Origin of the sequence: Mycobacterium sp. MFM001 (assembly GCF_003402475.1) — a bacterium.
In the GTDB taxonomy this organism is placed as follows: domain Bacteria; phylum Actinomycetota; class Actinomycetes; order Mycobacteriales; family Mycobacteriaceae; genus Mycobacterium.
In genome coordinates this window covers 502,310-522,214 of the sequence record NZ_BFAB01000001.1, presented here as the reverse complement: position 1 = coordinate 522,214, position 19,905 = coordinate 502,310, and the positions used below count along the sequence as shown (strand labels likewise).

At 65.2% G+C, this 19,905-nt stretch carries 22 protein-coding genes; 10 read left to right on the top strand and 12 right to left on the bottom strand.

The annotated features are described in order from the left end of the window. From eccB to MFM001_RS02535, 4 genes are all read right to left on the bottom strand, one after another. The gene (gene eccB / locus MFM001_RS02550; protein ID WP_116373199.1) at positions 1 to 1,491 is read right to left on the bottom strand and encodes a type VII secretion protein EccB; all 1,491 of its coding nucleotides are present in this window, start codon (positions 1,489 to 1,491) and stop codon (positions 1 to 3) included. 2 nt (positions 1,492 to 1,493) lie between these two features. Further along, a complete protein-coding gene (locus tag MFM001_RS02545; protein ID WP_160117986.1) occupies positions 1,494 to 2,147 on the bottom strand; it encodes a transglycosylase SLT domain-containing protein in 654 nt (217 codons plus the stop codon). A gap of 260 nt (positions 2,148 to 2,407) precedes the next feature. Continuing rightward, complete coding sequence (locus tag MFM001_RS02540) at positions 2,408 to 2,725, bottom strand: DUF2710 family protein (RefSeq protein ID WP_116373195.1); 318 nt, start codon at positions 2,723 to 2,725, stop codon at positions 2,408 to 2,410. A gap of 36 nt (positions 2,726 to 2,761) precedes the next feature. Further along, positions 2,762 to 3,709: a DUF5631 domain-containing protein gene (locus MFM001_RS02535; protein WP_371685056.1), complete on the bottom strand. Its 948-nt coding sequence runs from the start codon at positions 3,707 to 3,709 to the stop codon at positions 2,762 to 2,764. A 288-nt stretch (positions 3,710 to 3,997) separates the two neighbouring features. On the opposite strand from MFM001_RS02535, the gene MFM001_RS02530 reads away from it, so the two are divergent. Beyond that, the gene (locus tag MFM001_RS02530) at positions 3,998 to 4,180 is read left to right on the top strand and encodes a hypothetical protein (protein WP_116373191.1); all 183 of its coding nucleotides are present in this window, start codon (positions 3,998 to 4,000) and stop codon (positions 4,178 to 4,180) included. Here MFM001_RS02530 and MFM001_RS02525 read toward each other — a convergent pair. From MFM001_RS02525 to MFM001_RS02505, 5 genes are all read right to left on the bottom strand, one after another. Further along, positions 4,133 to 4,450: a DUF2694 family protein gene (locus MFM001_RS02525; RefSeq protein WP_116373189.1), complete on the bottom strand. Its 318-nt coding sequence runs from the start codon at positions 4,448 to 4,450 to the stop codon at positions 4,133 to 4,135. The two genes, MFM001_RS02530 and MFM001_RS02525, sit on opposite strands and share 48 nt — an antisense overlap. Continuing rightward, a complete protein-coding gene (locus MFM001_RS02520; protein ID WP_116373187.1) occupies positions 4,447 to 4,764 on the bottom strand; it encodes an ESX-1 secretion-associated protein in 318 nt (105 codons plus the stop codon). Before MFM001_RS02520 ends, MFM001_RS02525 begins: the two co-directional genes overlap by 4 nt. Positions 4,765 to 4,777: 13 nt before the next feature. Continuing rightward, entirely contained in the window at positions 4,778 to 5,944 is a 1,167-nt protein-coding gene (locus tag MFM001_RS02515; RefSeq protein WP_116373185.1) for a DUF4226 domain-containing protein, read from the bottom strand. A gap of 62 nt (positions 5,945 to 6,006) precedes the next feature. Continuing rightward, on the bottom strand, positions 6,007 to 6,756 hold the full coding sequence (locus MFM001_RS02510; RefSeq protein ID WP_371685124.1) for a C40 family peptidase: 750 nt from the start codon (positions 6,754 to 6,756) through the stop codon (positions 6,007 to 6,009). A gap of 53 nt (positions 6,757 to 6,809) precedes the next feature. Further along, positions 6,810 to 7,565 carry a helix-turn-helix domain-containing protein gene (locus MFM001_RS02505; protein ID WP_116373181.1) on the bottom strand — a complete coding sequence of 252 codons (756 nt, stop codon included), beginning with the start codon at positions 7,563 to 7,565 and terminating at the stop codon, positions 6,810 to 6,812. A gap of 145 nt (positions 7,566 to 7,710) precedes the next feature. On the opposite strand from MFM001_RS02505, the gene MFM001_RS02500 reads away from it, so the two are divergent. Together MFM001_RS02500 and MFM001_RS02495 are read left to right on the top strand one after the other, a co-directional pair. Next, positions 7,711 to 8,124 (top strand): WhiB family transcriptional regulator, encoded by a 414-nt coding sequence (locus MFM001_RS02500; protein ID WP_116373179.1) that lies wholly within the window; start codon positions 7,711 to 7,713, stop codon positions 8,122 to 8,124. A 71-nt stretch (positions 8,125 to 8,195) separates the two neighbouring features. Then, positions 8,196 to 9,575, top strand: coding sequence for an acyl-CoA dehydrogenase family protein (locus MFM001_RS02495; protein ID WP_116373177.1), 1,380 nt, complete (start codon positions 8,196 to 8,198; stop codon positions 9,573 to 9,575). Between the two features lie 8 nt (positions 9,576 to 9,583). On the opposite strand, the gene MFM001_RS02490 is transcribed toward MFM001_RS02495, so the two are convergent. From MFM001_RS02490 to MFM001_RS02480, 3 genes are read right to left on the bottom strand one after another with little or no spacing between them, the layout of a single operon-like run. Further along, positions 9,584 to 10,117, bottom strand: coding sequence for a WXG100 family type VII secretion target (locus MFM001_RS02490; protein ID WP_116373175.1), 534 nt, complete (start codon positions 10,115 to 10,117; stop codon positions 9,584 to 9,586). 12 nt (positions 10,118 to 10,129) lie between these two features. Further along, positions 10,130 to 10,747: a hypothetical protein gene (locus MFM001_RS02485; protein ID WP_142760664.1), complete on the bottom strand. Its 618-nt coding sequence runs from the start codon at positions 10,745 to 10,747 to the stop codon at positions 10,130 to 10,132. 46 nt (positions 10,748 to 10,793) lie between these two features. After that, positions 10,794 to 11,594 carry a type VII secretion target gene (locus MFM001_RS02480; protein ID WP_116373171.1) on the bottom strand — a complete coding sequence of 267 codons (801 nt, stop codon included), beginning with the start codon at positions 11,592 to 11,594 and terminating at the stop codon, positions 10,794 to 10,796. Between the two features lie 113 nt (positions 11,595 to 11,707). Between MFM001_RS02480 and MFM001_RS02475 the strand changes: the two genes are divergently transcribed. From MFM001_RS02475 to MFM001_RS24285, 7 genes are all read left to right on the top strand, one after another. Further along, entirely contained in the window at positions 11,708 to 12,697 is a 990-nt protein-coding gene (locus MFM001_RS02475; protein ID WP_116373169.1) for a pirin family protein, read from the top strand. Continuing rightward, positions 12,694 to 13,035, top strand: a complete 342-nt coding sequence (locus MFM001_RS02470; RefSeq protein WP_116373167.1) for a GNAT family N-acetyltransferase — start codon at positions 12,694 to 12,696, stop codon at positions 13,033 to 13,035. The genes MFM001_RS02475 and MFM001_RS02470 overlap by 4 nt, the downstream gene beginning before the upstream one ends. A 170-nt stretch (positions 13,036 to 13,205) precedes the next feature. Further along, a complete protein-coding gene (mycP, locus tag MFM001_RS02465; protein WP_116373598.1) occupies positions 13,206 to 14,552 on the top strand; it encodes a type VII secretion-associated serine protease mycosin in 1,347 nt (448 codons plus the stop codon). Then, entirely contained in the window at positions 14,549 to 15,937 is a 1,389-nt protein-coding gene (gene eccE, locus MFM001_RS02460; protein WP_116373165.1) for a type VII secretion protein EccE, read from the top strand. The genes mycP and eccE overlap by 4 nt, the downstream gene beginning before the upstream one ends. 19 nt (positions 15,938 to 15,956) lie before the next feature. Further along, positions 15,957 to 17,486, top strand: a complete 1,530-nt coding sequence (locus MFM001_RS24290; RefSeq protein ID WP_142760663.1) for a hypothetical protein — start codon at positions 15,957 to 15,959, stop codon at positions 17,484 to 17,486. Beyond that, positions 17,483 to 17,833: a YbaB/EbfC family nucleoid-associated protein gene (locus MFM001_RS02455; RefSeq protein ID WP_116373163.1), complete on the top strand. Its 351-nt coding sequence runs from the start codon at positions 17,483 to 17,485 to the stop codon at positions 17,831 to 17,833. The genes MFM001_RS24290 and MFM001_RS02455 overlap by 4 nt, the downstream gene beginning before the upstream one ends. An 816-nt stretch (positions 17,834 to 18,649) precedes the next feature. Beyond that, the gene (locus MFM001_RS24285; protein ID WP_160117985.1) at positions 18,650 to 19,318 is read left to right on the top strand and encodes a hypothetical protein; all 669 of its coding nucleotides are present in this window, start codon (positions 18,650 to 18,652) and stop codon (positions 19,316 to 19,318) included. Positions 19,319 to 19,905: the final 587 nt, after the last annotated feature.

The window sequence follows — 19,905 nt, the reverse complement described above, 5'->3', positions numbered from 1 at the left end:
CTAGCTCTCCGCCACGCGGTGATTCGCTGCCGGAACAGGCGCGACGGCGCCACCGCCAATGGTGTCGCGAGCCACCAGCGCGTTGTCGCGACTGATCGCCGGGCCGGCCGCAAAGGTGCGCACGATCGGCCACGGCGCTTGCGGCGCGTTGCGGGGATCCAGGGCAAGCGCCTGCAAGGTTGTTTTGTCCCACTGGATTCCGTACCGCACACCCTGCGGTGAGAGCCAGTAGAGGCTTTCGCGGGTATCGGACGTGACGACACCGCTGGTTGTCGCAACAAGATTCGCTGCGCCCGGCAGCACCAATGTCTGGTCTGCTTCCACGGAGTCGGGGCGACGGTCGTCGCGCACCAGTGGGACCACGTGCGTGTCCATGCCGAGCGGCACCGGCAAGCGTCGACCGCTGAAGATCCCGATGCCGGCCTGACGGTCACCGGGCTGTTTCGACCAGGTAAGGCACGTGACCGGGTTAGCCGAGGTGTCGACGAAAGTCAGCTTCTCCGACGGGTAGTAGTCGACAGTGAGTTGGTCGATGGCTGGGATGTTGACCAGCTTTCCGGGCGAAACCAGCTTGGGTGCGACGACGCCCTGCGCATCCGCGGTTCGCAGCAAATCGGCGGCAAAGCTGCTGATTTTCTGCACGCCGTCGGGCAGCAGCACATAGAGGCCGCTGACCGCGCCGTGGGCGTCCCGCGTTTCCAGCACGCTGCCGACTGTGGCGTCGGCTAACCATCTCGACGGCGTCCCCGCGTCGGGAATCAGCGGCACCACAATCGGTTCCGTCGCCGGCATGGCGTCGAACAGAGCGTTGGAGATGCCGACCGGGCGCGTTACGCCCGGGTCCAGGCCGAGGTTGAACGTCACCGATCGATCGGCAGGGTCAATCCGTGACCGGTGCCCGCCCCAGATCACGTAGGTCGAGTCGTGATGGGTCGCCAGGATGGCCTGGTCGGGTCTCATCGGCGCTGCGCCGGCCAAGCCGGCTAGATCTCCGGCGATCGAGGTCACCACTGGTGACCCGCTGCCCCCGACCGCCGCGGTGTCGCACACCGACCAAGCCGACGTCTGCGCTGATCTGACAGTGAGGATGTCGGGTATGCCGGGGATGCCAATCAAAGGACCCGTCGGATACTTCTCGATCTCGCTGGCCCTCACCCAGGTCGGAGCGCCGGCGTTTCCCACGGCCAGCCGCGCCGAGGTCAGGTTGAGGGCGGGATAGAGCCGACCGTCGATTTTTGCGTAGACCGCCCCGCTGTCACGGTCTCCGATGAGTGCCGACTGCCCCACCAGGCCCGCCGGCTTCATGAAGTGCAGCAACGTCATCCAGCCTGTGCCGAGCAGGGCGAACACCACCGACAATGCCAAGGCGGCCTGTTGTTTGCGGTCGTCGTGTTTCATCCGGACCGAATATCGGGTGATGGCGGCGCGCAGGCGCCGGTTGTAGAACAGGTGGCCCGAATTCTGGTCGCGGTTCGACAAATTGAGCGGCACGATCAATATCCTTTCGGCGGCCGTCGCGCATCCGCTTGCTGCACGAGCGCAATGAGGTTGTCGCCGTTGGCTCTAACGCCGTACCGGTGCATCACATAGTTCATCGACGCGCAAATATTGGCGACCGGATCGTAGATACTGCTCGACGTGCCTGGTTGGTGGTAGCGGGCGAACGTGGTCGGGATCGTCTGCGTGATGCCGCGTGCGTAGCCCAGCCGGTGGCCGTCGGCTTGCAATGGCCCCGGTTCTGTGGCCGGCTCGGAGGCAACCGCAGATGGCCGACCTCCCGATTCCCGCGCTATCAGCGTCTGGTATCCGTGGAGCCAATTGCGCCGGGCCACCGGATCGGTGATACCGAGATGATCCAGTGCGGCGCAGATGTATTCCGTGCTTCGTTTGCTCGAGTAAAGGTGTCGTTCGTATCCCACCGCGCTGAGCGGGATCTGGCCCACACCGGATGGACCCGCGCCGCGGCGCCGGTGTCCATAGTCGAGCCGCCTGAGCCGTCGGGCCAGCAGCCGCGAATGTCGGCGCGAGCGCTGAATGCTATGACGCTGCCTGTGTAACCGAGCGGCCATGCGGCGCATGGCTTCCCGCCGACCCAAGACGGTATCGCTGGCCGGCATCGGGTCGCCATGCGCGTCGGCCAGGATCATGCTGCTCGCGTGTCGTCCGCGGATACGGTCCGCGCCGGCGCCGGCCAGCGCGGTGGCCAATTCGGTGTCGGCCGATGCGGCATAGCGCAACGCCTCTCTCGCGCGCCGGGTCGCCGGTGCCGTGTACTCCGTTTCGGTGAACAGGTTGGGCTGCTTCCCCTGGCCCGACAGCTCGACCGGTCCGGCGGACGATCGGGCGCCGTAAAGACTGTGGGCTCGCTCAAGCAGCTCAAAAGCCCGTAGGGTCAATGGATCCGGCGTCATCGCAGACTGCCGCCGTATCGAGCCTGATTGTCGGCTTCGGCCTCTGCGCGCAGCGCCGCAATGACCAAGTTCAACCGATCGGCCAACTCGAAATGGGTGTAACGGGTCATGACGTCCGGATGCAACGTCAACTCGATCAGCCTGCCGTCCGCATTGGTCACCACATGAAGATCGCCCAAGTCGACGCTGTAGCTGACGGTTTCCGCCTCGGCGACCACCGCGGCCCACCGGTCGGCCGCCTCGCTCAAATCCCGCAGAACCGCTTCAACCAGACCGCTGTCGCTCAACTCCGCGCGACTGCCCACCCCCGACATCGTGGCAGTATTTCCACCACCGCAATCAGCGTCAATTCACCGGCTGGCCCGCTTGTTGGGCGGTGGCGTATTGAGAGCTTGATACCAGGCGAAGTGGTAATTCGCCGTCAACCGGTCTCCGGTGGCGATGCCTTCGGTGGCTGCCAATAGCAGGCAGTTGAGCAGGACCGCGTGGTCCACCTCCGGGTACTGCGCCACCAGTTGCAGCCACACAGTTTCCAGGTGGGCGCGTAGCTCATCTATTTCGGTTTCAAGGACCGGCGTTCTCGCCGCGCCCGCCTTGGCCAGGGTATGCACCATCCGCGGCAATCCGTCGCGCATATGCGTGGCCCCGGCCAGCAGCCAGCCGAGATCGTCGATGGGCGGCAACCGCCGTGCCCGCACCGAATACGCGGCGGGGTCTAATTCGGTTGCCCAGCCGAACGACCAACCCAGTGGATCGCCGGGAGCGTACGTCACCGAGACCGTCGTGGGGCCGAGTAGCGCCGCTGCGTCCCCGGTACGACGCTGCGGCGACAGCAGCCGCACGTCGGGCGGCACCGCGATACCGGGAGGTATCCAGCCTTCGGCAATGTCCGTAGCCACAACGGTTATGCCGGTCTCCCGGTCTCCCGCTGCCCAGCGCAAGCCCGGTTCTTGACGGGCCATGAACTCGACCAGCCGATGCAGCCGTTCCTGGTCCGATTCAGGTTCGGCGGCGGCCTCCGCGTCCTGAATCGCAGCCTCCGGCTGCTCATCGGCCCGATGCTCCGGCGCCGCCGTGATGATCGGAAGCCGCTGCGTATCTTCGGCGCTTGGTCCGTCACCGGGGCCGGGGGAGATCGGCGGCAGGTTGTCGGTGGGAAGGTCTTCTAGCTGCTTACCCAGTTGGCGCAGCGCTGCCTCGACCCGTTCGGCGGCAAACGCCCGGGCACCGTTGACGACGCGCGCCTCTTCTGCTTGCTGGGCCGGCCCCGTCGGTCCCGATCGCCGGATCGTGCGCACCTGATCGTTGGCTGACCGGGCTATCCGATCCAGCTCGGCTCGCAGATACCTTGCGACGGAGGCATTTTCAGGCGTAATTGTGGACAGTTCAGCAGGCCAGAGCTCACCCACCACCCAGGGGGTGCAGCCAACTTCGGAGCCGAAGGGCGGAATCGCGAGGGATTCCTGAGCCGCTCTCCGGAGGCGCTGACGCGCCGTGTTCCGACCGAAGATCGCCACCGGCTAAGCGTACCGGTGCGCGGGCAGCGGTGAATTGTGGGCATCGTGCGAGCTGACTAGCGTAGGGCCATGGCTGATTCTGCGCTACAGCAGCAACTCGACGAAGTACAGCTGCTGCTGGTACGTGCGCGAGAGTTGTTCGGCGCCAACCCCATCGAGCCTCCCACCGATATCGCACCCAGCGTGGACGCCTCCGCGACACGGCTACGCGAGGCGGGAGCGGGCCGGGCGATGCAGTCGGTGCGCCCGTAGCCTCTCGATCGCTACGTCGAGGTCGTGGACGGTGGGGACTTCCGCAGATGGGGTGTGCCCGGCCGCCACGATCTCACTGCGCACTTCCAGCGCCGCCTTGAGGTAGGACACGTTCGCGGCCAGCAAGATGCCGTGGGCCAGCGCCTCGGCGTCGCTGTCCATTGCCGCGTCGCTCAGTTTGAGGCTGTGCAAATAGCCGCCGCGGCAGGAGCGGACCAGGATGTGACCACTCGGGTGAACGGTGTCGAAATCGGGATTCGGGTCGCTCATCGAGCGTCGTCAACAACGTCGCCGAGGGCGTGGGCGGCGTCGTCCTCGTGCTGTTCCCACATGGCGGCCGCGGTACGCAGCTTGTGCGCGATGTCGGCGTGGTCGTCGGCTTGCTGTTGATAGCAGCGCCGCCGCTGCTCGAGCAGCTCACGTCCGGCCTCGCGCAGATCGCAGAAGATCGGTCCCAGCGAGTCGAGGCTGTCTTGAATCGCGGGATGTGACGACGGGATCGTTCGCAGATAGTCCGACATCTGTTGGTGCTGGTCGGCCGCGGCGCGCAGCTCCGCCGGCACCACAAGGATTCTTTCTGACATCCGGTTTCTTCTTTCAATTCGGTGGCGCGGCTGGCCTGGTGGGTGCCGGCGCTTCGGTCGATGCGGCGACACCTGCCGGCGCGGGCGGGTGCTCCCAGCCGAGGAAACTTGGTCCTTTGACGGTGGAGATGTGCTGGATCTGGCCGCTGAGAAGGGCCTTGCTGTTGCCGAGCGCAAGAGCGTGCCGATTGGTGAACATGCCGATATCCCCCGGCGCAACGCGCGACGGGTCGACCGGCTGGGCGACCGCGGTGCCGGGGGGTGGAATCGTGATTCCCTGCTGCCGGAACGCATCCGGGATGGGGGTGCCGCCGGCGGCGGCCTTGATCGCGGCGGCGAGCTGGGGGCTGGCCGCGGTGACACTCTCACCGTTGGGAAGAGTGACTGTGGTCGGCCCTTCGGGCGGCGGCTCCTGCGTGGTTGTCGACGCCGCCGCATCGTCGCCGGGTCCACTGTCCGTCCCCTCGTTCGATGCTGGTTCTTCTTGCGGCAGTGGGTCTTCCGTCTGCACCTCGTCGTCGTGCTCGGTCGGCCGTTCCCGATCCATATCCGGCGGCATCGCGGGCAACGGCAACCCGCCCGGCATCCCCCAACTGGGCATCCCTCCCCCGCCGAGATTCGGCACGCCCGGCATCGCCGGTGGCGTCGGCGCGGCGGCACTTTGTGGTGGCGTTTCGGCGGGGACGAGGCCGGGGTCGTCGGCCAGGAGCGAATCGAGGTAGGGATCCGTCTCGTCGTCCGACAAAAACGACGTGTCGTCCGGCGGCGGCGCTGGACTATCTGGCCGGGTATCGCTCTGCTCACCGCCTCCCGTCTTCGAGACGTCGTACAGCGACGTCCACGCCGCCATCAGCGCTGACTTCGACGTGTCGTCCAGGCCGGTGTCCGCCACCACCGTGCGGATATCCCTGAGCTTGGTGATGAGGAAGCGTTGGAAGTCGCGCGCTCCGGACGGGGTGTCCAGATCGGTTCGGGTCCGCACGGCCGCTTGAACCTCGTGCTGCAGCGTGTCGAGCGCACCCCGGCCGTCTAACGTCGTCAAATGCGCATTCAATATCGCGCTGACCACTTGCAGGTCGATCTGGGCTGCCGCCGAATTCTGGTGGGCCAGACGGGATTCAGCGCACCGTATGGCGTCGGCGGCGTCGCCGAGCTGACGTTGCAAGAGCGGCCCCTCCATAGGGCGACGGTACCCAGGCCACTACCCACCGACAATTCAGTGACTAACAACCCTCGGTCGGCCTACGGCAGTGGGCGCCTGATTTGCACGTTGTTGCCCAGCGGGCTGATCCGAACCGTGGCACCCGAGTAGGGAGCTTCCACGACAAGGTTGTTTCCGATGGCCATCTGAACGTGCCCGGCATGCGGGAACACCAGGTCACCCGGACGAACTTGCCCACGCGGCACCGGGATCCCGTCATGAATTTGCTGATAGGTGGTGCGGCTCAACGGGATTCCAGCCTGCGCATAGGACCATTGCATCAGCCCGGAACAATCGAACCGGTCCGGTCCGGTTGCGCCCCAGACATAGGGCCGGCCCAGCCGCGACAGTGCTGCGCGCACCGCGATCCCAGTGCGGCCGTTGGGTGACGGTAGCCGCGATAGTCCGATGGCCCGGCGTCGTGATGCGCGGTAACGCAGCAGCCGCATCGCTGCCCGGTGCCGGTGCGCCCGCTCGCGGGCGGACACCACATGTACGCGCTGTGCGCGCAGCCGCGCCACCCGACGCCGGATGGCCTCGCGGTGTGCGATCGGGGTATCCGGTGCGACGGCGGTGTCGGCGCGAGCCTCATCGAGCACGTTCTTGGTCTGCCCACGAGCGGCGACGTGGTCTCGATGCGCCCCGGTGATAACGGCCGCCGCTGCGGCGTCGGTGCGAGCAGCCGAGCGTAAAGCTTCTCGGCTGTCATCTAGCGCGAGGTGGTATCGCAGTGCTCCATGAACAGTGCCTGGTACTTCCGGCTCCACCGCGGTGATGTTCACCGGAGGGATGCTGCCTGCGAACAGTTCATGAGCGCGGCGCAGTACCTCCAGCTCGCCGTGACTCACGTGTTTCCCTGGCCGCTGGCAACCTCGACGAAAGCCCGCACGCGCGCAAGCGCTCCCGGGGGGATGACGCCGCGGTTCCGGATATCCCACATCTCGTCGCCGGTGACCCCGAGTAGTGCCGCGATGACTGGCTCGGGCAGCGGCGACTGCGCGCACGCCTGGTCGAATCGCGCGCTCAGGCTTACCGGCATTCGCGCCAGGAGCGCTCTGCGGGTGGCGTCGATTGCCTGCAGGTGCTCCATGATCCGGCCCGCCGAGTCGGCGTCGGCGTTGACCGCGACCCGCCAGGAGTTGGCGGCCAACAGTTCGGCCTTTGCGCACTGTCCGATCACAGACAGAATATACGTCTCATATTCGTTTGATGTCTTCGCAGGTAAACGCTCGATCACCGTGTGGAGCGCCTCGAGCTGAGCTTCCGCGTATCTCTCCAGGACTTCCGTGTCGCTGTGCCGGTCCACGACGATCGCGGCGGCGGGGCGGGTCGACGTCGTCTCAGCCGGCGCGGTAGCCAGCAACCGGCCCAGTTCGCCTTCCGGATCGGCGGCGGTCAGTAGCTGAGAGTAGGTGCCGGGCGGCAGACCCAGACCATTTTCTACCTTCTGAACGGTGCTTTTGTGCGGCTTACGAGCGCCTCGCTCCAGATAGCTCAGCCCCATGATGCTGACACCGGTGACGGCCGCCAGATCGGCTAGCGACCAGTCTCGCGCCTCGCGGAGCGCTCGGATAGCCGCGCCCGCCGATTCGCGGCTCACCGTAGCGCTCCGGCCATATCCGGATAGTACACAGCGTCGCTGCCTACCATGCGGATATACGAGTTCGTCGCGTTTCCTTGCGGGATACTAGTAAACGTGTATACGCTCCCGCCTACGTTTCAGTCGCATGGGGGAGGACGACAGAATGGGGTACCCGTGTTCAGCCAATCCGGAATTATGGTTCGGCTACGCCGATGACGACGGCGGCGACGGCGCCGCCAAGGCGCGCGCGTATGAGCGGTCGGCCACCGAGGCGCGGCTGCTGTGCCTGCGCCGCTGCCCACTTGCTCAACAGCGCAAATGTGCCCATTACGCCGTCGAGCACCAGGAGGAATACGGCGTGTGGGCGGGCGTGAAACTCCCGGGCGGGCAGTACCGCAAGCGTGAACAACTTGCCCAGGCCCACAACACGTTGCGCCGCATCGCCGCCGGCGACATCAACTCCAGGCAGCTACCCGAAAACGCCGCGCTGCTCGCGCGCCGTGAGAACGACGCCATGCCGGTGCCTACCACGGTGTTTCATCTGCCGACCGCGCTCGGCCCGCAATCGGCCGCCTGACCGGTCGGGTTTGATCGACGGCCAAACCGGCAACAGTCCGTTCGGACGACGCGACGGCAGGGGCCGCATTCATGACCTTCGACTTGACACCGACGGCAGCTCAGCACGACCTGGCCAAGCGCACCCACGAGTTCGCCGAATCGGTGATCCGTCCCGTCGCGCTCGAGTACGACCAGCGCCAGGAATTCCCCTGGCCGGTGCTCGAAGAGGCTGCCCAGCAGGGCTTCTACAGCCCGCTGTTCTACCGCGACCTGATCGGCGACCCGACCGGGCTCTCACTGCCGATGTTCATGGAAGAACTCTTCTGGGGTTGCGCCGGAATCGGTTTGGCGATCGTCATGCCGGCGTTGGCATTGTCGGCGATCGGTCAGGCCGCATCGCCCGAGCAGATGCTGGAGTGGGCACCGGAATGTTTCGGAACCCCCGGCGACCTCAAACTCGCCGCGCTGGCAATCTCCGAACCCGAGGGCGGCAGCGACGTGCGTAATCTGCGCACTACCGCCCGCCGCGACGGCAGCGACTGGATCATCGACGGCCACAAGATGTGGATCGGCAACGGCGGCATCGCCAACGTGCATGTGGTCAACGCCGTCGTCGACCAGGAACTCGGTCACCGCGGCCAGGCGCTCTTCGTCGTCCCGGGCGGCACACCGGGGCTGGAGTTGGTGCGCAAACTCGACAAGCTGGGCTGCCGGGCGTCGCACACCGCCGAGTTGCGCTTCAACGGAGTCCGGGTTCCCGAAGCCAATCTGCTTGGCGGGCAAGAGAAACTGGAACACAAGCTGGCCAAGGCCCGCGAAGTGGTCGCCGGCGGGCAAAAGTCGGGCTCGGCGACACTCGGGACCTTCGAGCAGACACGGCCGATGGTTGCCGCGCAGGCGATCGGCATCGCCCGCGCCGCACTGGAATACGCCACCACTTACGCCACCCAGCGCGAAGCATTCGGCGGCCCGATCATCGACAATCAGGGCATCGCGTTTCCGCTGGCGGAGTTGGCCACCCAGATCGATGCCGCCCGGCTGCTGACCTGGCGGGCCTCCTGGATGGCGGCCAATAACATTGCGTTCGACCGCGGCGAGGGCTCGATGTCGAAAATGGCTGCCAGCGAAGTCGCCGTCCGGGCAACCGAGCGGGCTATCCAGACGATGGGCGGCTGGGGTTACATCACCGACCATCCAGTGGAGAAGTGGTATCGAGATGCCAAGCTGTACACCATCTTTGAGGGCACCAGCGAAATCCAACGGATCGTCATCTCCCAGGCACTGGGTGCCTCGGAGGGCGCCCTACCGCTGCATTTCGAGATCGAACCGTCCGGCGGACCGCTGAACCGGATGTTCGGCCGCGGCGCGCCGCTGCGGTCCCGGGCGGCCGAGGCCGCGCTCTCGGTGCAGGACCGGATTCCCGAGCCGGTCAAGCGAATCGCGATGAAGGTGCTGCGCCCGCCGCGCTGAACAGAGCGCTAGTCCTCCAAGTCGCGGATCGCCTCGCGCAACTGCTGTGCGAGCTGCCGGTCGTATTTGTCTATATCGGCCAACTGCCGCTTGATGTTCAGGGACTTGGTCGCGGCCAGCTGCTGCAGTTTCATCGACGTCACCGGGCTCATCTTGGCCAGCCGATCCAAGCCTTTGCCCTCCTGCACCGACAGTCCGCCGTCCTTGGTCACCTGCCAGCCCTGCTGCCCGGATTGCTCGACGCCCCGCAGGATGCCGGCCCGCGCCGCCGACAATTGGGATCCGCTCTCGGACAACGTCTTTTGGACCCGCTGTAGCACGTCGATGATCCGCTGCTGTTTCTCGAGCGTGCGCCCGACTTTGGCGACGGCCGCGTCTGATGCCTGCCCCTCCCAGCCGCCGCGGAGCCGCTCGAGGGCTTCTTGTCCGGCCTTCAGCTGTTCCTGCACGGCCCGCAGATGCGAGCCCACCCGGCCCGCGGCCTGCGTCAAGGCGTCAAAATTCGCCTTCTCGACCTCGGCAATCGTGAACGGGAACGACATCTTCGCCCCTAGTCAGCATTCCCACACTGTGCACAGTTGCGGATTCATCGTGGAGAACACGTTCGCGTCGCCGGGCGCCGACCACGCCACACCGGGGCTTCCCGTCGACCAGACGGCCAACTCGGTGACCGAACTGCCGACACTCGCCAGATAGATATGCGCGCTGGTCTGGGTCGACGGCACGTCGACGACGGCAGCCATTTCGCTACAGCCGCCTCGTTGGATGCTTGGGCAATGTGAGCGCGGCGTCGTCACCGTCACCTGTGCGCCCGGCGCGGTGGATCCGCAGTTGGTCAGAGTGTTCTGCAACGAGGTGAACAACTGATCCGCCGTTTGCCCCATTCGCCACGGGTCGCCGGGGTAATGAACGATCTGCTGCTGCAACGACCATTCGTCATGGCCCATGTCCACCCGCGCCCGCGCAGCATCGACGCCCACCGCGTCCACCAGTCGCTTGTCGGGAGCGTCGGCCCGGCACAGCGCCTCGGTCTGAAAAGCGTTGTCGCCCGGCGCTTCTGCGATACCGGCCAGATCCGGCCAATGCTGGCTGTCAGCCATCGGCAGCTGGCTCGCGCTGATCCAGGCCGCGGCGGGAACCGTGGTCGCGGCCGCGGCTGTCACCCAGGTCATATCGATCATGAGAACCGCCGCCAGCACTGCTGCACGTCGCAGCATCTCAATAGCCCTCCGGGTTGGCGTTGGGATCGGCCTGCGGAACCAGGGCAGCCAGGTTGGACGCATCACGGGAAACGCCGTAGTGCCCCATCACGTAATTCATCGATGCAGCGATGTTGGCGACCGGGTCGTAGATGTCGTTCGAGGTACCCGGCTGGTGATACTGCGCGAATGTCCCAGGGACACATTGCACAAGACCCCGCGAACACCCATTCCCGTAGCCGTCGGCGACGCTGTACGTGGAATTCGGCGGTTTGGAGTTGATGTCCCAATCGTTGATCGCATTCGGGTCGTAGCTCGATTCGCGAAGTGCCATGGTCATATAGCCGTCCATCCAGCGCTGCCGGGCCGCCGGCTCGGTAATACCGAGTTGATCGAGCGTCTGGTTGATGTAGTCGCGAGTGGCGTCCGGCCCGGTCGCGAAGTTGCCCTGCTCGTACGTCACCTTGTCGAGCGGGATGGGCGCCGTCCGAGGTGGCGCTTCATGATCCTTGCGGTCTATATTCTGCAGGGCTTTATCCAGCTCACTGCCCAGCTGGTGGTCGGTCCGCTCGTATTTCTCGGCCGCCGTGTGCAGTTTGGCGGCAAGCTCCGATAAGTCGCTGCCCACCCGTTTGGATGCGCTGTCCAGCGCCGTACCGGACTCCTGAATGACGGCGCCGGATTGAAAACCACCCATGACACCGGCCAAGCCGCTCAGCGGCTCCCCCAAAGCCATTCCGGATAGCTCGTTTCCGACTTGTGCGATCGCCGTTGCGGCCGATCTCAGAACCGCCGGATCGACTCGCAAGTTTTGCGCCATATCGATGAATCGTAGGGCACCCAGATGCTCCGGCCGGACACAAATTCAGTGGTCAAATGCGTTCCGCGGGTAGTGTCGCGGTATCGGCCCTATCAGCCGCAGAACGGTAGACGATGAGCAACCTGGAGACCTCGCCGGCTGAAATAGACTGTGCCACTGCTCAAGTAGCGGATATCGAGGTGTTGCATCCCCGTGACGTGCCGCTGGGTGGGCCGCGAGCGATCCGGGTACGGCGCACGCTGCCGCAGCGGCAACGCTCACTGATCGGCGCATGGTGCTTCGCCGACCACTATGGACCGCATGACCTGCGCCATTCCGCGGGCATGGTTGTACCGCCGCATCCCCACACCAGGCTGCAGACCGTCAGCTGGTTGTTCAGCGGCGAAATCGAGCACCGCGACAGCGCGGGCGTACATGCGCTGGTTCGGCCGGGCGAATTGAATTTGATGACCGCAGGCGCGGGAATCTGCCACTCCGAAGTGTCGGTCAACCGAGATGCGGCGCCGGTGCTGCACGGCGCGCAGCTGTGGGTGGCGCTGCCGGACGCCCACCGCGACACGGCCCGCGACTTCAGCCACTATGTGCCCGAGCCTGTTTCGCTGCGCGGCGGCGTCGCGCGGGTCTTCCTCGGCCGGCTGGCCGCCAGCCACTCACCGGTACACACCTTCACTCCCCTGCTCGGAGCGCAACTCGACCTGGACGCCGGTGCAGACGTCACGCTGGACGTCGACCCGGCATTCGAACACGGTGTGCTGTGCGATCAAGGCACGCTCAGCATCCACGGAAGGGGTTTGGGTATTGGCGACGTGGGCTATCAGGGCCCGGGCGGCTCGTCGCTGCGGCTGCGCAACGACGGCGACCGACCCGCCCGCGCCCTGTTGTTGGGTGGCGCCCCGTTCACCGAATCGTTGGTGATGTGGTGGAACTTCGTCGGTCGCAGCCACGACGAGATCGTCGGCTACCGCCGGCTGTGGGAAGACGGCGACGAACGGTTCGGCGTCGTGCCGGGCTACCGCGGCTCGCCTGCGCGGCTGCCCGCCCCTCCCCTGCCGACGACCACACTGCGGCCGCGGCCGCTGGCGAACAGAAAGGAACCCAGATGACCACCGACAAGACCGGCGCCCAAACCACGGTCAGCGCCGAACCCGGCAAGTACAGCATCGCCGTCGAGGGCAAAACCGCCGGATACACCGCCGTCGCCGACCGCGACAACCAGCGCGTTTTCTACCACACCGAGATCGACGACGAGTTCGGTGGACGCGGCCTGGCGACCATCCTGGTGCAGGACGCGCTCGAAGCCACCCGCGCCGACGGCAAACGCGTCGTCCCGGTATGCGAGATGGTGGCCGCGGTGCTCAAAAAGCATCCCGAATTCAGTGACATCACCGATCCGGTCACGCCGGAAATCCTGCGTTGGGCCCAGACCTTGCAGGGTGGCTAGCTGCCGAAAAAGCGGAACGGGCGCGGTCTGAGCCACCTTAGGATTACGGTCGTGCCTGCATGCCGCCGCAGGGGTGAGAGGATGTTGCTCTCTACCGGGCGGCTCTGCTTTGTCATGGGCGCAACGGCCCGGCTCGACCAGGGCAATAGATAAGGAAGGGGTGGTCGGTGATACGTCGTATCGCCGTAGTGCTGGCGGCGGTGACGCTCGCGGCGCTGAACGCGCCTCCCGCGTTAGCGATCGCGCCGCCGGTGATCGACCCGGGCGCCATGCCGCCCGACGAAACCGGCCCCGACCAGCCCATGGAGCAGCGCAAGATCTGTTCGGCGCCTACTTCCTTCCCGGATGCCAAGTTCGCCGACGCGCCCTGGGCCAACGTCTTTATGCACGTCGCGGACGCCCAAAAGTTCGCGACCGGCGCCGGGGTGACGGTCGCGGTGATCGACACCGGTGTGAATCCCTCGCCGCGGGTGCCGGCCGAGCCGGGCGGAGATTTCGTCGACAAGGGCGGCAACGGCCTGTCCGATTGCGACTCCCACGGCACCCTGACTGCGTCGCTGATTGCCGGACGGCCTGCCCCGACCGACGCATTCGTCGGTGTCGCGCCGGAGGCACGGCTGCTCTCGTTGCGCCAGACGTCCGAGGCGTTCCAGCCGGTGGGTGCGCGGGTCGACCCCAATGACCCCAACAGCACCCCGACGGCCGGATCGGTCCGTAGTTTGGCGCGCGCGATCGTGCACGCCGCCAACCTGGGCGCCAACGTCATCAACGTCAGCGAAGCGGCGTGTATCAAGGTGACCCGACCGATCGACGAATCCATGCTGGGCGCCGCCGTCAACTACGCCGTCAACGTGAAAAATGTGGTCATCGTCGTCGCGGCCGGCAACACAGGCCAGGACTGCACGCAAAATCCGCCGCCGGACCCGTCGGTACCCAACGATCCGCGCGGCTGGAAACAGGTCCAGACCATCGTCACGCCGGCGTGGTACGACCCGCTGGTGCTGACGGTCGGAAGCATTGGTCAAGACGCAGCGCCGAGCAATTTCTCGATGCACGGGCCGTGGCTGGGCGCCGCCGCACCGGGCGACAACGTGATCGCGCTGGGCTACGACGGAATGCCGGTGAACGCGTTGCAGGGCCAGGACGGCCCGGTTCCGATTGCGGGCACGTCGTTTTCGGCGGCGTACGTGTCGGGTGTGGCCGCGCTGCTGCGTCAGCGGTTCCCTGACCTTTCGGCGGCGCAGATCATCAACCGGATCACCGCGACGGCGCGGCACCCCGGTGGTGGTGTGGACAATCTGGTCGGGGCGGGCGTGATCGATCCTGTCGCCGCGCTGACGTGGGACCTCCCGCCCGGCGCGAAGACGGCCCAGTTCAATGTCAAGCAGCTCCCGCCGCCGGTGTACATCCCGCCGCCCGACCGGGGCCCGATCACGATGGTCGTCGTCGGGGGCGTAGGTCTGGCGCTGGTGCTGGGCCTCGGAGCGTTGGGCCGACGTGCGTTGAGGCGCCGATGACCAGCGCGGTCTCTTTGCGGTTCACCAGCGGGCACGCGTTGGTGGCGGCGGCGTTGGCGCCGGCGTGCGTCGCGGCGTCGATGCGGCTGGGGTACCCGGCGGTCGGCATCACGCTGGCCGTGCTGGTGGTTCTCGCGTCCGTGGTCACGGTGCGCGGGCGGCGGCTGACCGGCTGGATTCAGGCGCTGAACTCGTGGCGCCGACGGCGCCGCACCGCTCCCCCCGCGCCGTCGGAGCCCGCGGTGGGCGCCACCGTGATGCCCGGCGATCACGTAGCCGTGCGCTGGCAGGGCAATCACCTGGTGTCGCTCATCGAACTGGTTCCGCGACCGTTCACGCCGACGGTTGTCGTCAACGGGCAGGCCTATACCGACGACATGCTGGACACCGCGTTGGTGGAGCAACTGCTGTCGGCGCACTGCCCGGACCTGGAGGCCGATGTGGTGTCGGCCGGCTATCGAGTCGGGAAGACCGCTCCGGCAAACCTGGTCGGGCTCTACCAACAGGTGATCGGCCCCTACCCCGCTCCGGCCAACCGCCGGACCTGGATCATGCTGCGGGCCGACCCGGAAGTCACCCGAAAGTCGGCGAACCGGCGCGCGGCGGGCGTCGCCGGGCTGGCCCGGTATCTGGTGGCCTCGACGACGCGGATCGCCGATCAACTGGCGAGCCACGGCATCGACGCCCGGTGCGCGCGCAGTTTCGATGCATTCGATCAGGCCACCGAGATCAGCTTCGAGCGGGAGACCTGGTCGGCGATCAAGGGGCGCAGCGCGTTCACCGCTGCCTACACCGCGCCGGGTGGGCCCGACACGTGGTGGTCGGCGCAGGCTGACCACACCATCACCCGAGTGCGGATTGTGCCCGGCATGGCTCCCCAGTCGACCATCCTGCTGACCACGCTCGCCAATCCCAAGACGCCGCGCGGGTTTTCGTGCCTGTTCGGCGGGCAGCGCGCGGCGCTGGAAGGCGAGGCGCCGGTCAGCGATCAGCACCATCAGTTGCCGATCGGGTCGGCGGGCGTGCTGATTGGTGAGACGACGGAGCGCTACCCGGTGTACATGCCGTTCGACGACGTCGACGTGAGCATCAACCTCGGCGACGCCCGGCTGTTTACGCAATTCGTGGTTCGCTCAGCGGCCGCGGGGGCGGTTGTCACGCTCGAACCGAGGTTCAAGGAATTCGCCGGCTACGTGAACGGCCGTATAGGGCGGGTGAACAAGGTGGTGTGGCCGAACGCCACGACGTACCTCGGCCCGCAAAAAGGCGTGGGCCGGGTCATTCTTCGGCACAACTTCATCGACACTCCGCGGCACCGCCAATTGCCGATCCGGCTCATTCACCCACGTGAAGAGAGCCGCTACCAGGCCGCGCTGGAGAAGTAAGTACACGAGAGGCGACGACGTGAACGTACAAGTCGAAACCGAATCCCTTCGCAAGAAGGCAGAAGATATCAGTTTGCCCTTGCCGGAGATCCCCGGTGGCGTCCTGACACCGGACGAGCTCGACATTTCCACACACGCCACGAGCCAGCTGAATTGCTCGTGGAATTCACTAACGCAATGCCTGAAGGCCGGAGAGCGGGAAGCTCAGCGTCTGGCGTTTTCGCTGAGGGCCGCGGCTGACGCGTATGACCGCGAGGACCAAAAGTGCGCGGCAGCGCTCGACCCTGACGGGAAGGGCGGCGAGAACGTCGCACCGGAACCCGTCAACTTCGGTGGTATCCCGGATTCGATGGGCGTGGAGCACTGGACCTACCCGAACCCGGGGGACTGGCATATGGCGGGTTCCGGGCAAGCTTGGGATAGCAGGGCGAGGACAATCTACGCAGGGGACTTACAGGCCTCGAACGTCCAACGCATGGTTGATAAATGGACTGAATACGCCGACATTCAACTTGAGACGTACAAAAACCATTTCACCCCTGTCACGGATTGGCACGGTGACGCCGCCGAACAATGCGCAGCGGCGATGAGGGCCCACCAAAACTGGCTGACTAACGTTCAGACGAAGTGCAAAGAGCTAGCCAAGCAAGCCGCAAACTTCAAAGCAGCGCATGACAAACTCGTGCAAGAACATCCCACAATGCAGGATGTAACAAACTACGAAAATGCCAGCGTCCTTGACCCAGAATCGTGGGGCGGGTACGCGCGCAATCAATATCGCTCCGACTTTGCGATGGCCCACTACCACGGCGGTGGCTCGCTCAGCCAGGTGAAACCCGATGACCCACCGCGTCTTTCGGGTCTACCGCCTGTGACGCCAGGTGACATAAAGAAGGCGAACAGCTTTCCGCAGACGCCTGGCTCGCCAGGCGGGACGGGCGGCCCATCCGGTGGAGGCGCTGGTGGAGGTGGCGGCACGCCGAGCATGCCATCGGTGCCCACGCCGCAGATGCCGAGTACGCCAGAGATGCCCAGTACCCAGCAACCGGCGGCGCAGACGGGTGGCATGCCGGGCGGCATGCCCAGCGGCGGCCAGCAGGGCGGCGGCAAAGGTGGCGGGATGCCTGGCGGAATGCCCGGGGGCATGCCCGGCGGCATGCCGGCGGCGGCGAAGCACACGCCGAACGTGCCGCACGGGCCCAGCGTCAAACCGGCGCACGCCGGAGGTGGTGGAGCGGGTGCCGGCGGCGGTGGCGGCTCCGCACCGCTAGGTCCAGCGATGACCGCAAAAGCTGTCGCACCGAATGCAGGCACCCCACATGGTGGTGGAACCGGCGCGGCAGGCGGACCATCAAGCGGCGCGATGGGTGGCGGCGGTATGGGTGGTATGCCGATGGGCGGTCACGGGCAAGGCCAAGGCAAGGAGAAGCGCCGCACGCCGGGATTGTCGCCAGACGAGGAACTTTACAAAGAGGACCGGGCGTGGACCGAGGGTGTCATCGGCAACCGCAAGCGCAAGGATGCGCCGGACACTAAGGATTCGAAGTGACCGAGGAGATGCACCCGCACGTCGCGGCAGTACTGAATCAAGCTCAGCGGTTGCAGTCGGTCATGGACGACCAGCTGTACAAGATGCAGAACGAAACATTCACTGCCACCGACGAATCCAAGACCGTCGAGGTAACCATCAACGGCCATCATTGGCTCACCGATGTCTACATCAAAGATGGTTTGCTTCGGCTTGGTGCCGACATCGTCGAACAGCGGATCAACGAGGCACTGCAAAAAGCCACGAGTCAGGCGACCGCATCGAGTCAGGCCGACCAAGAACGGATCAACGCCGTTCTGGCCGAGATCACTGGTGAGCTTGGCGGTCTGGCGGGCGAGATTAGTTGACAGCCGCGGCCCATTCATTGGCTTGGGTTGTTGCCCAACAAGAATTGCTCAGCACAGACGGTTATTCAGGACAAACGACTTGAAGATAGATTGGTAGCGGAACCACGGCCGCGCGACTGGTCATCGAGATGCCGCCCGGGCATCGTCCGTGCTTTCGCGTAATGTCGTGTCCCACATGGCCACAGATCACGCGACGCGGCTGTGCTCATGGTTATCCGCGACAACTGGCCGTCTCGCTGATCATGTCAATTTGGTGCGTCGGACTGGTCGCTTCGTCTCTTAAGCTTGTATGCGGGTGCTCGGGTAGCATCTGGCAACAGTCGAGGGCGCCCGGGCTGTGAGTGGTGGCATTGTGGTTGAACACGACCAGGAGGTGCGTATATGAGTGTGCCGCCGTCCCAGCCACCCCAAGGCCCGTGGCAACCCGCGCCCGGACAGCCCCCTTCGTACGTGCCGGCACCAGGCCAATATCCCGCCTGGCCGCCACCCGGTCCGCCAAAGAAGAACAACGCGCTGAAATGGGCGTTGGGAGTGATTACTCTCATCGCGGTTGTCGCCGTCGCTGTGGCGGTGACCCTCACAGTTACCCGCGGCGGGTCAGGGGGTCGGCCCACGGATGGCGGCGGTTCAGGATCAGAGATCGCCAGCGCTAACGACACAGGGCCGGTCGCTGTAATAACCACTGAGCCGACTTGCAGTCAGTTCACTCAGATCAACAATGCGCTTGCTGCACAGGAACGCAACGGGTGGGATAAGCGTGACCCTTCGATCCCAGCCAGTGGATGGTCCTCAGAGCAGCGCAGCCAGTACGAAGCAGTGGCGGCTGCACTGCGTTCTGCTGCAGGGCAATTCGTGCCGCTGGCAAAACAGACGCCTCATCGCGTAATCCGCGAACTGTATGAGCAGACCATCGCCTACAAGCGGGCTTACGCCGACAGTATTGCGACTTACAGCGGGCATGATGATCAGTTGATACGTACTGCTAACGGGATTGACGCTGCGCTAATGGGGATCTGCGAGGCCATTACCTACGGTTCGGCGTCCGCACGGTCGCTGTTAGTCGCTGCATCCCCAGCGCCCTCTCGGACTGCGCCGGTCGGGGACCTGGCCAGTCCTTCACGGTTTCTAACCTCGCCTGATGCAATATGTGCTGATTGGGTGCAAGCTACGTCTCAATTGGACGCAGACACGGCCGCTTGGAGGGCGATAGATTCCAGCATTCCTGCCACCCAATGGACTCCTGAACAGAAGGACGTCAACGATAACGCCAGCCAAGCGATGCTCGCTTTCGCGGATAAGGCGAACGGATTGGCACAACAAACGAACAATCCGATTATGCAGGATTTTGTATTCTTGGCTGCGCAATACCAGCGCGTCTACGCAAAGGCGCTACCGACATACACTTCTGCCGACGGTTACCTGTCGAACGCGGGCATGAATGCTGGTGGGGCGGTTAGAGCAGCCTGCCGGACGGTTGGGAGTTAGACGATGGGGATCGCACCGCCATCGGGCGAATATGCGGCTGACATGATCTCGGGATTATGGCCTGAAGCCGACGAGGATAATTTAAAGGCCCGCGGTGACCAGTTCTCGCAAGCCAGCTCGCAGCTTGGCACGGTAATAGAAAACTGGGCGCGCGATCATCACATGATTTTCCATGACGGCATTTGGTCGGGGAGCGCCGCCAATGCCGCTGATAACGTACTCCAACAGCGGCTAAATGACATGCAAAGCATGCGGAATAAACTCGACGCCACCGCAAAGTGGTATCACGATGCTGCCGAAACCGTGGGCGATACCAAATCTAAGCTCACAGAGACCGTGCATAACCACCAGAAGTCCATCGGCAGTCTCAGCGACGACGACCCTGATCGCAACACGAAAATTCAAAACGAGATTTCTGCGGCCTGGAACGAGAACTCAGAAACCGTCTCGACGTCGGGCAATAAATTGGGCCTCAAGCTCGACATGCCAAATCCGCCTTCGAAGCTGACCGACGCCGGCAAACCAGGCGCCGGGTCGCACCCCTCCCCTGACGCGCCCGGTAAGAGCGGCGCCGCAGACCCAGCAGC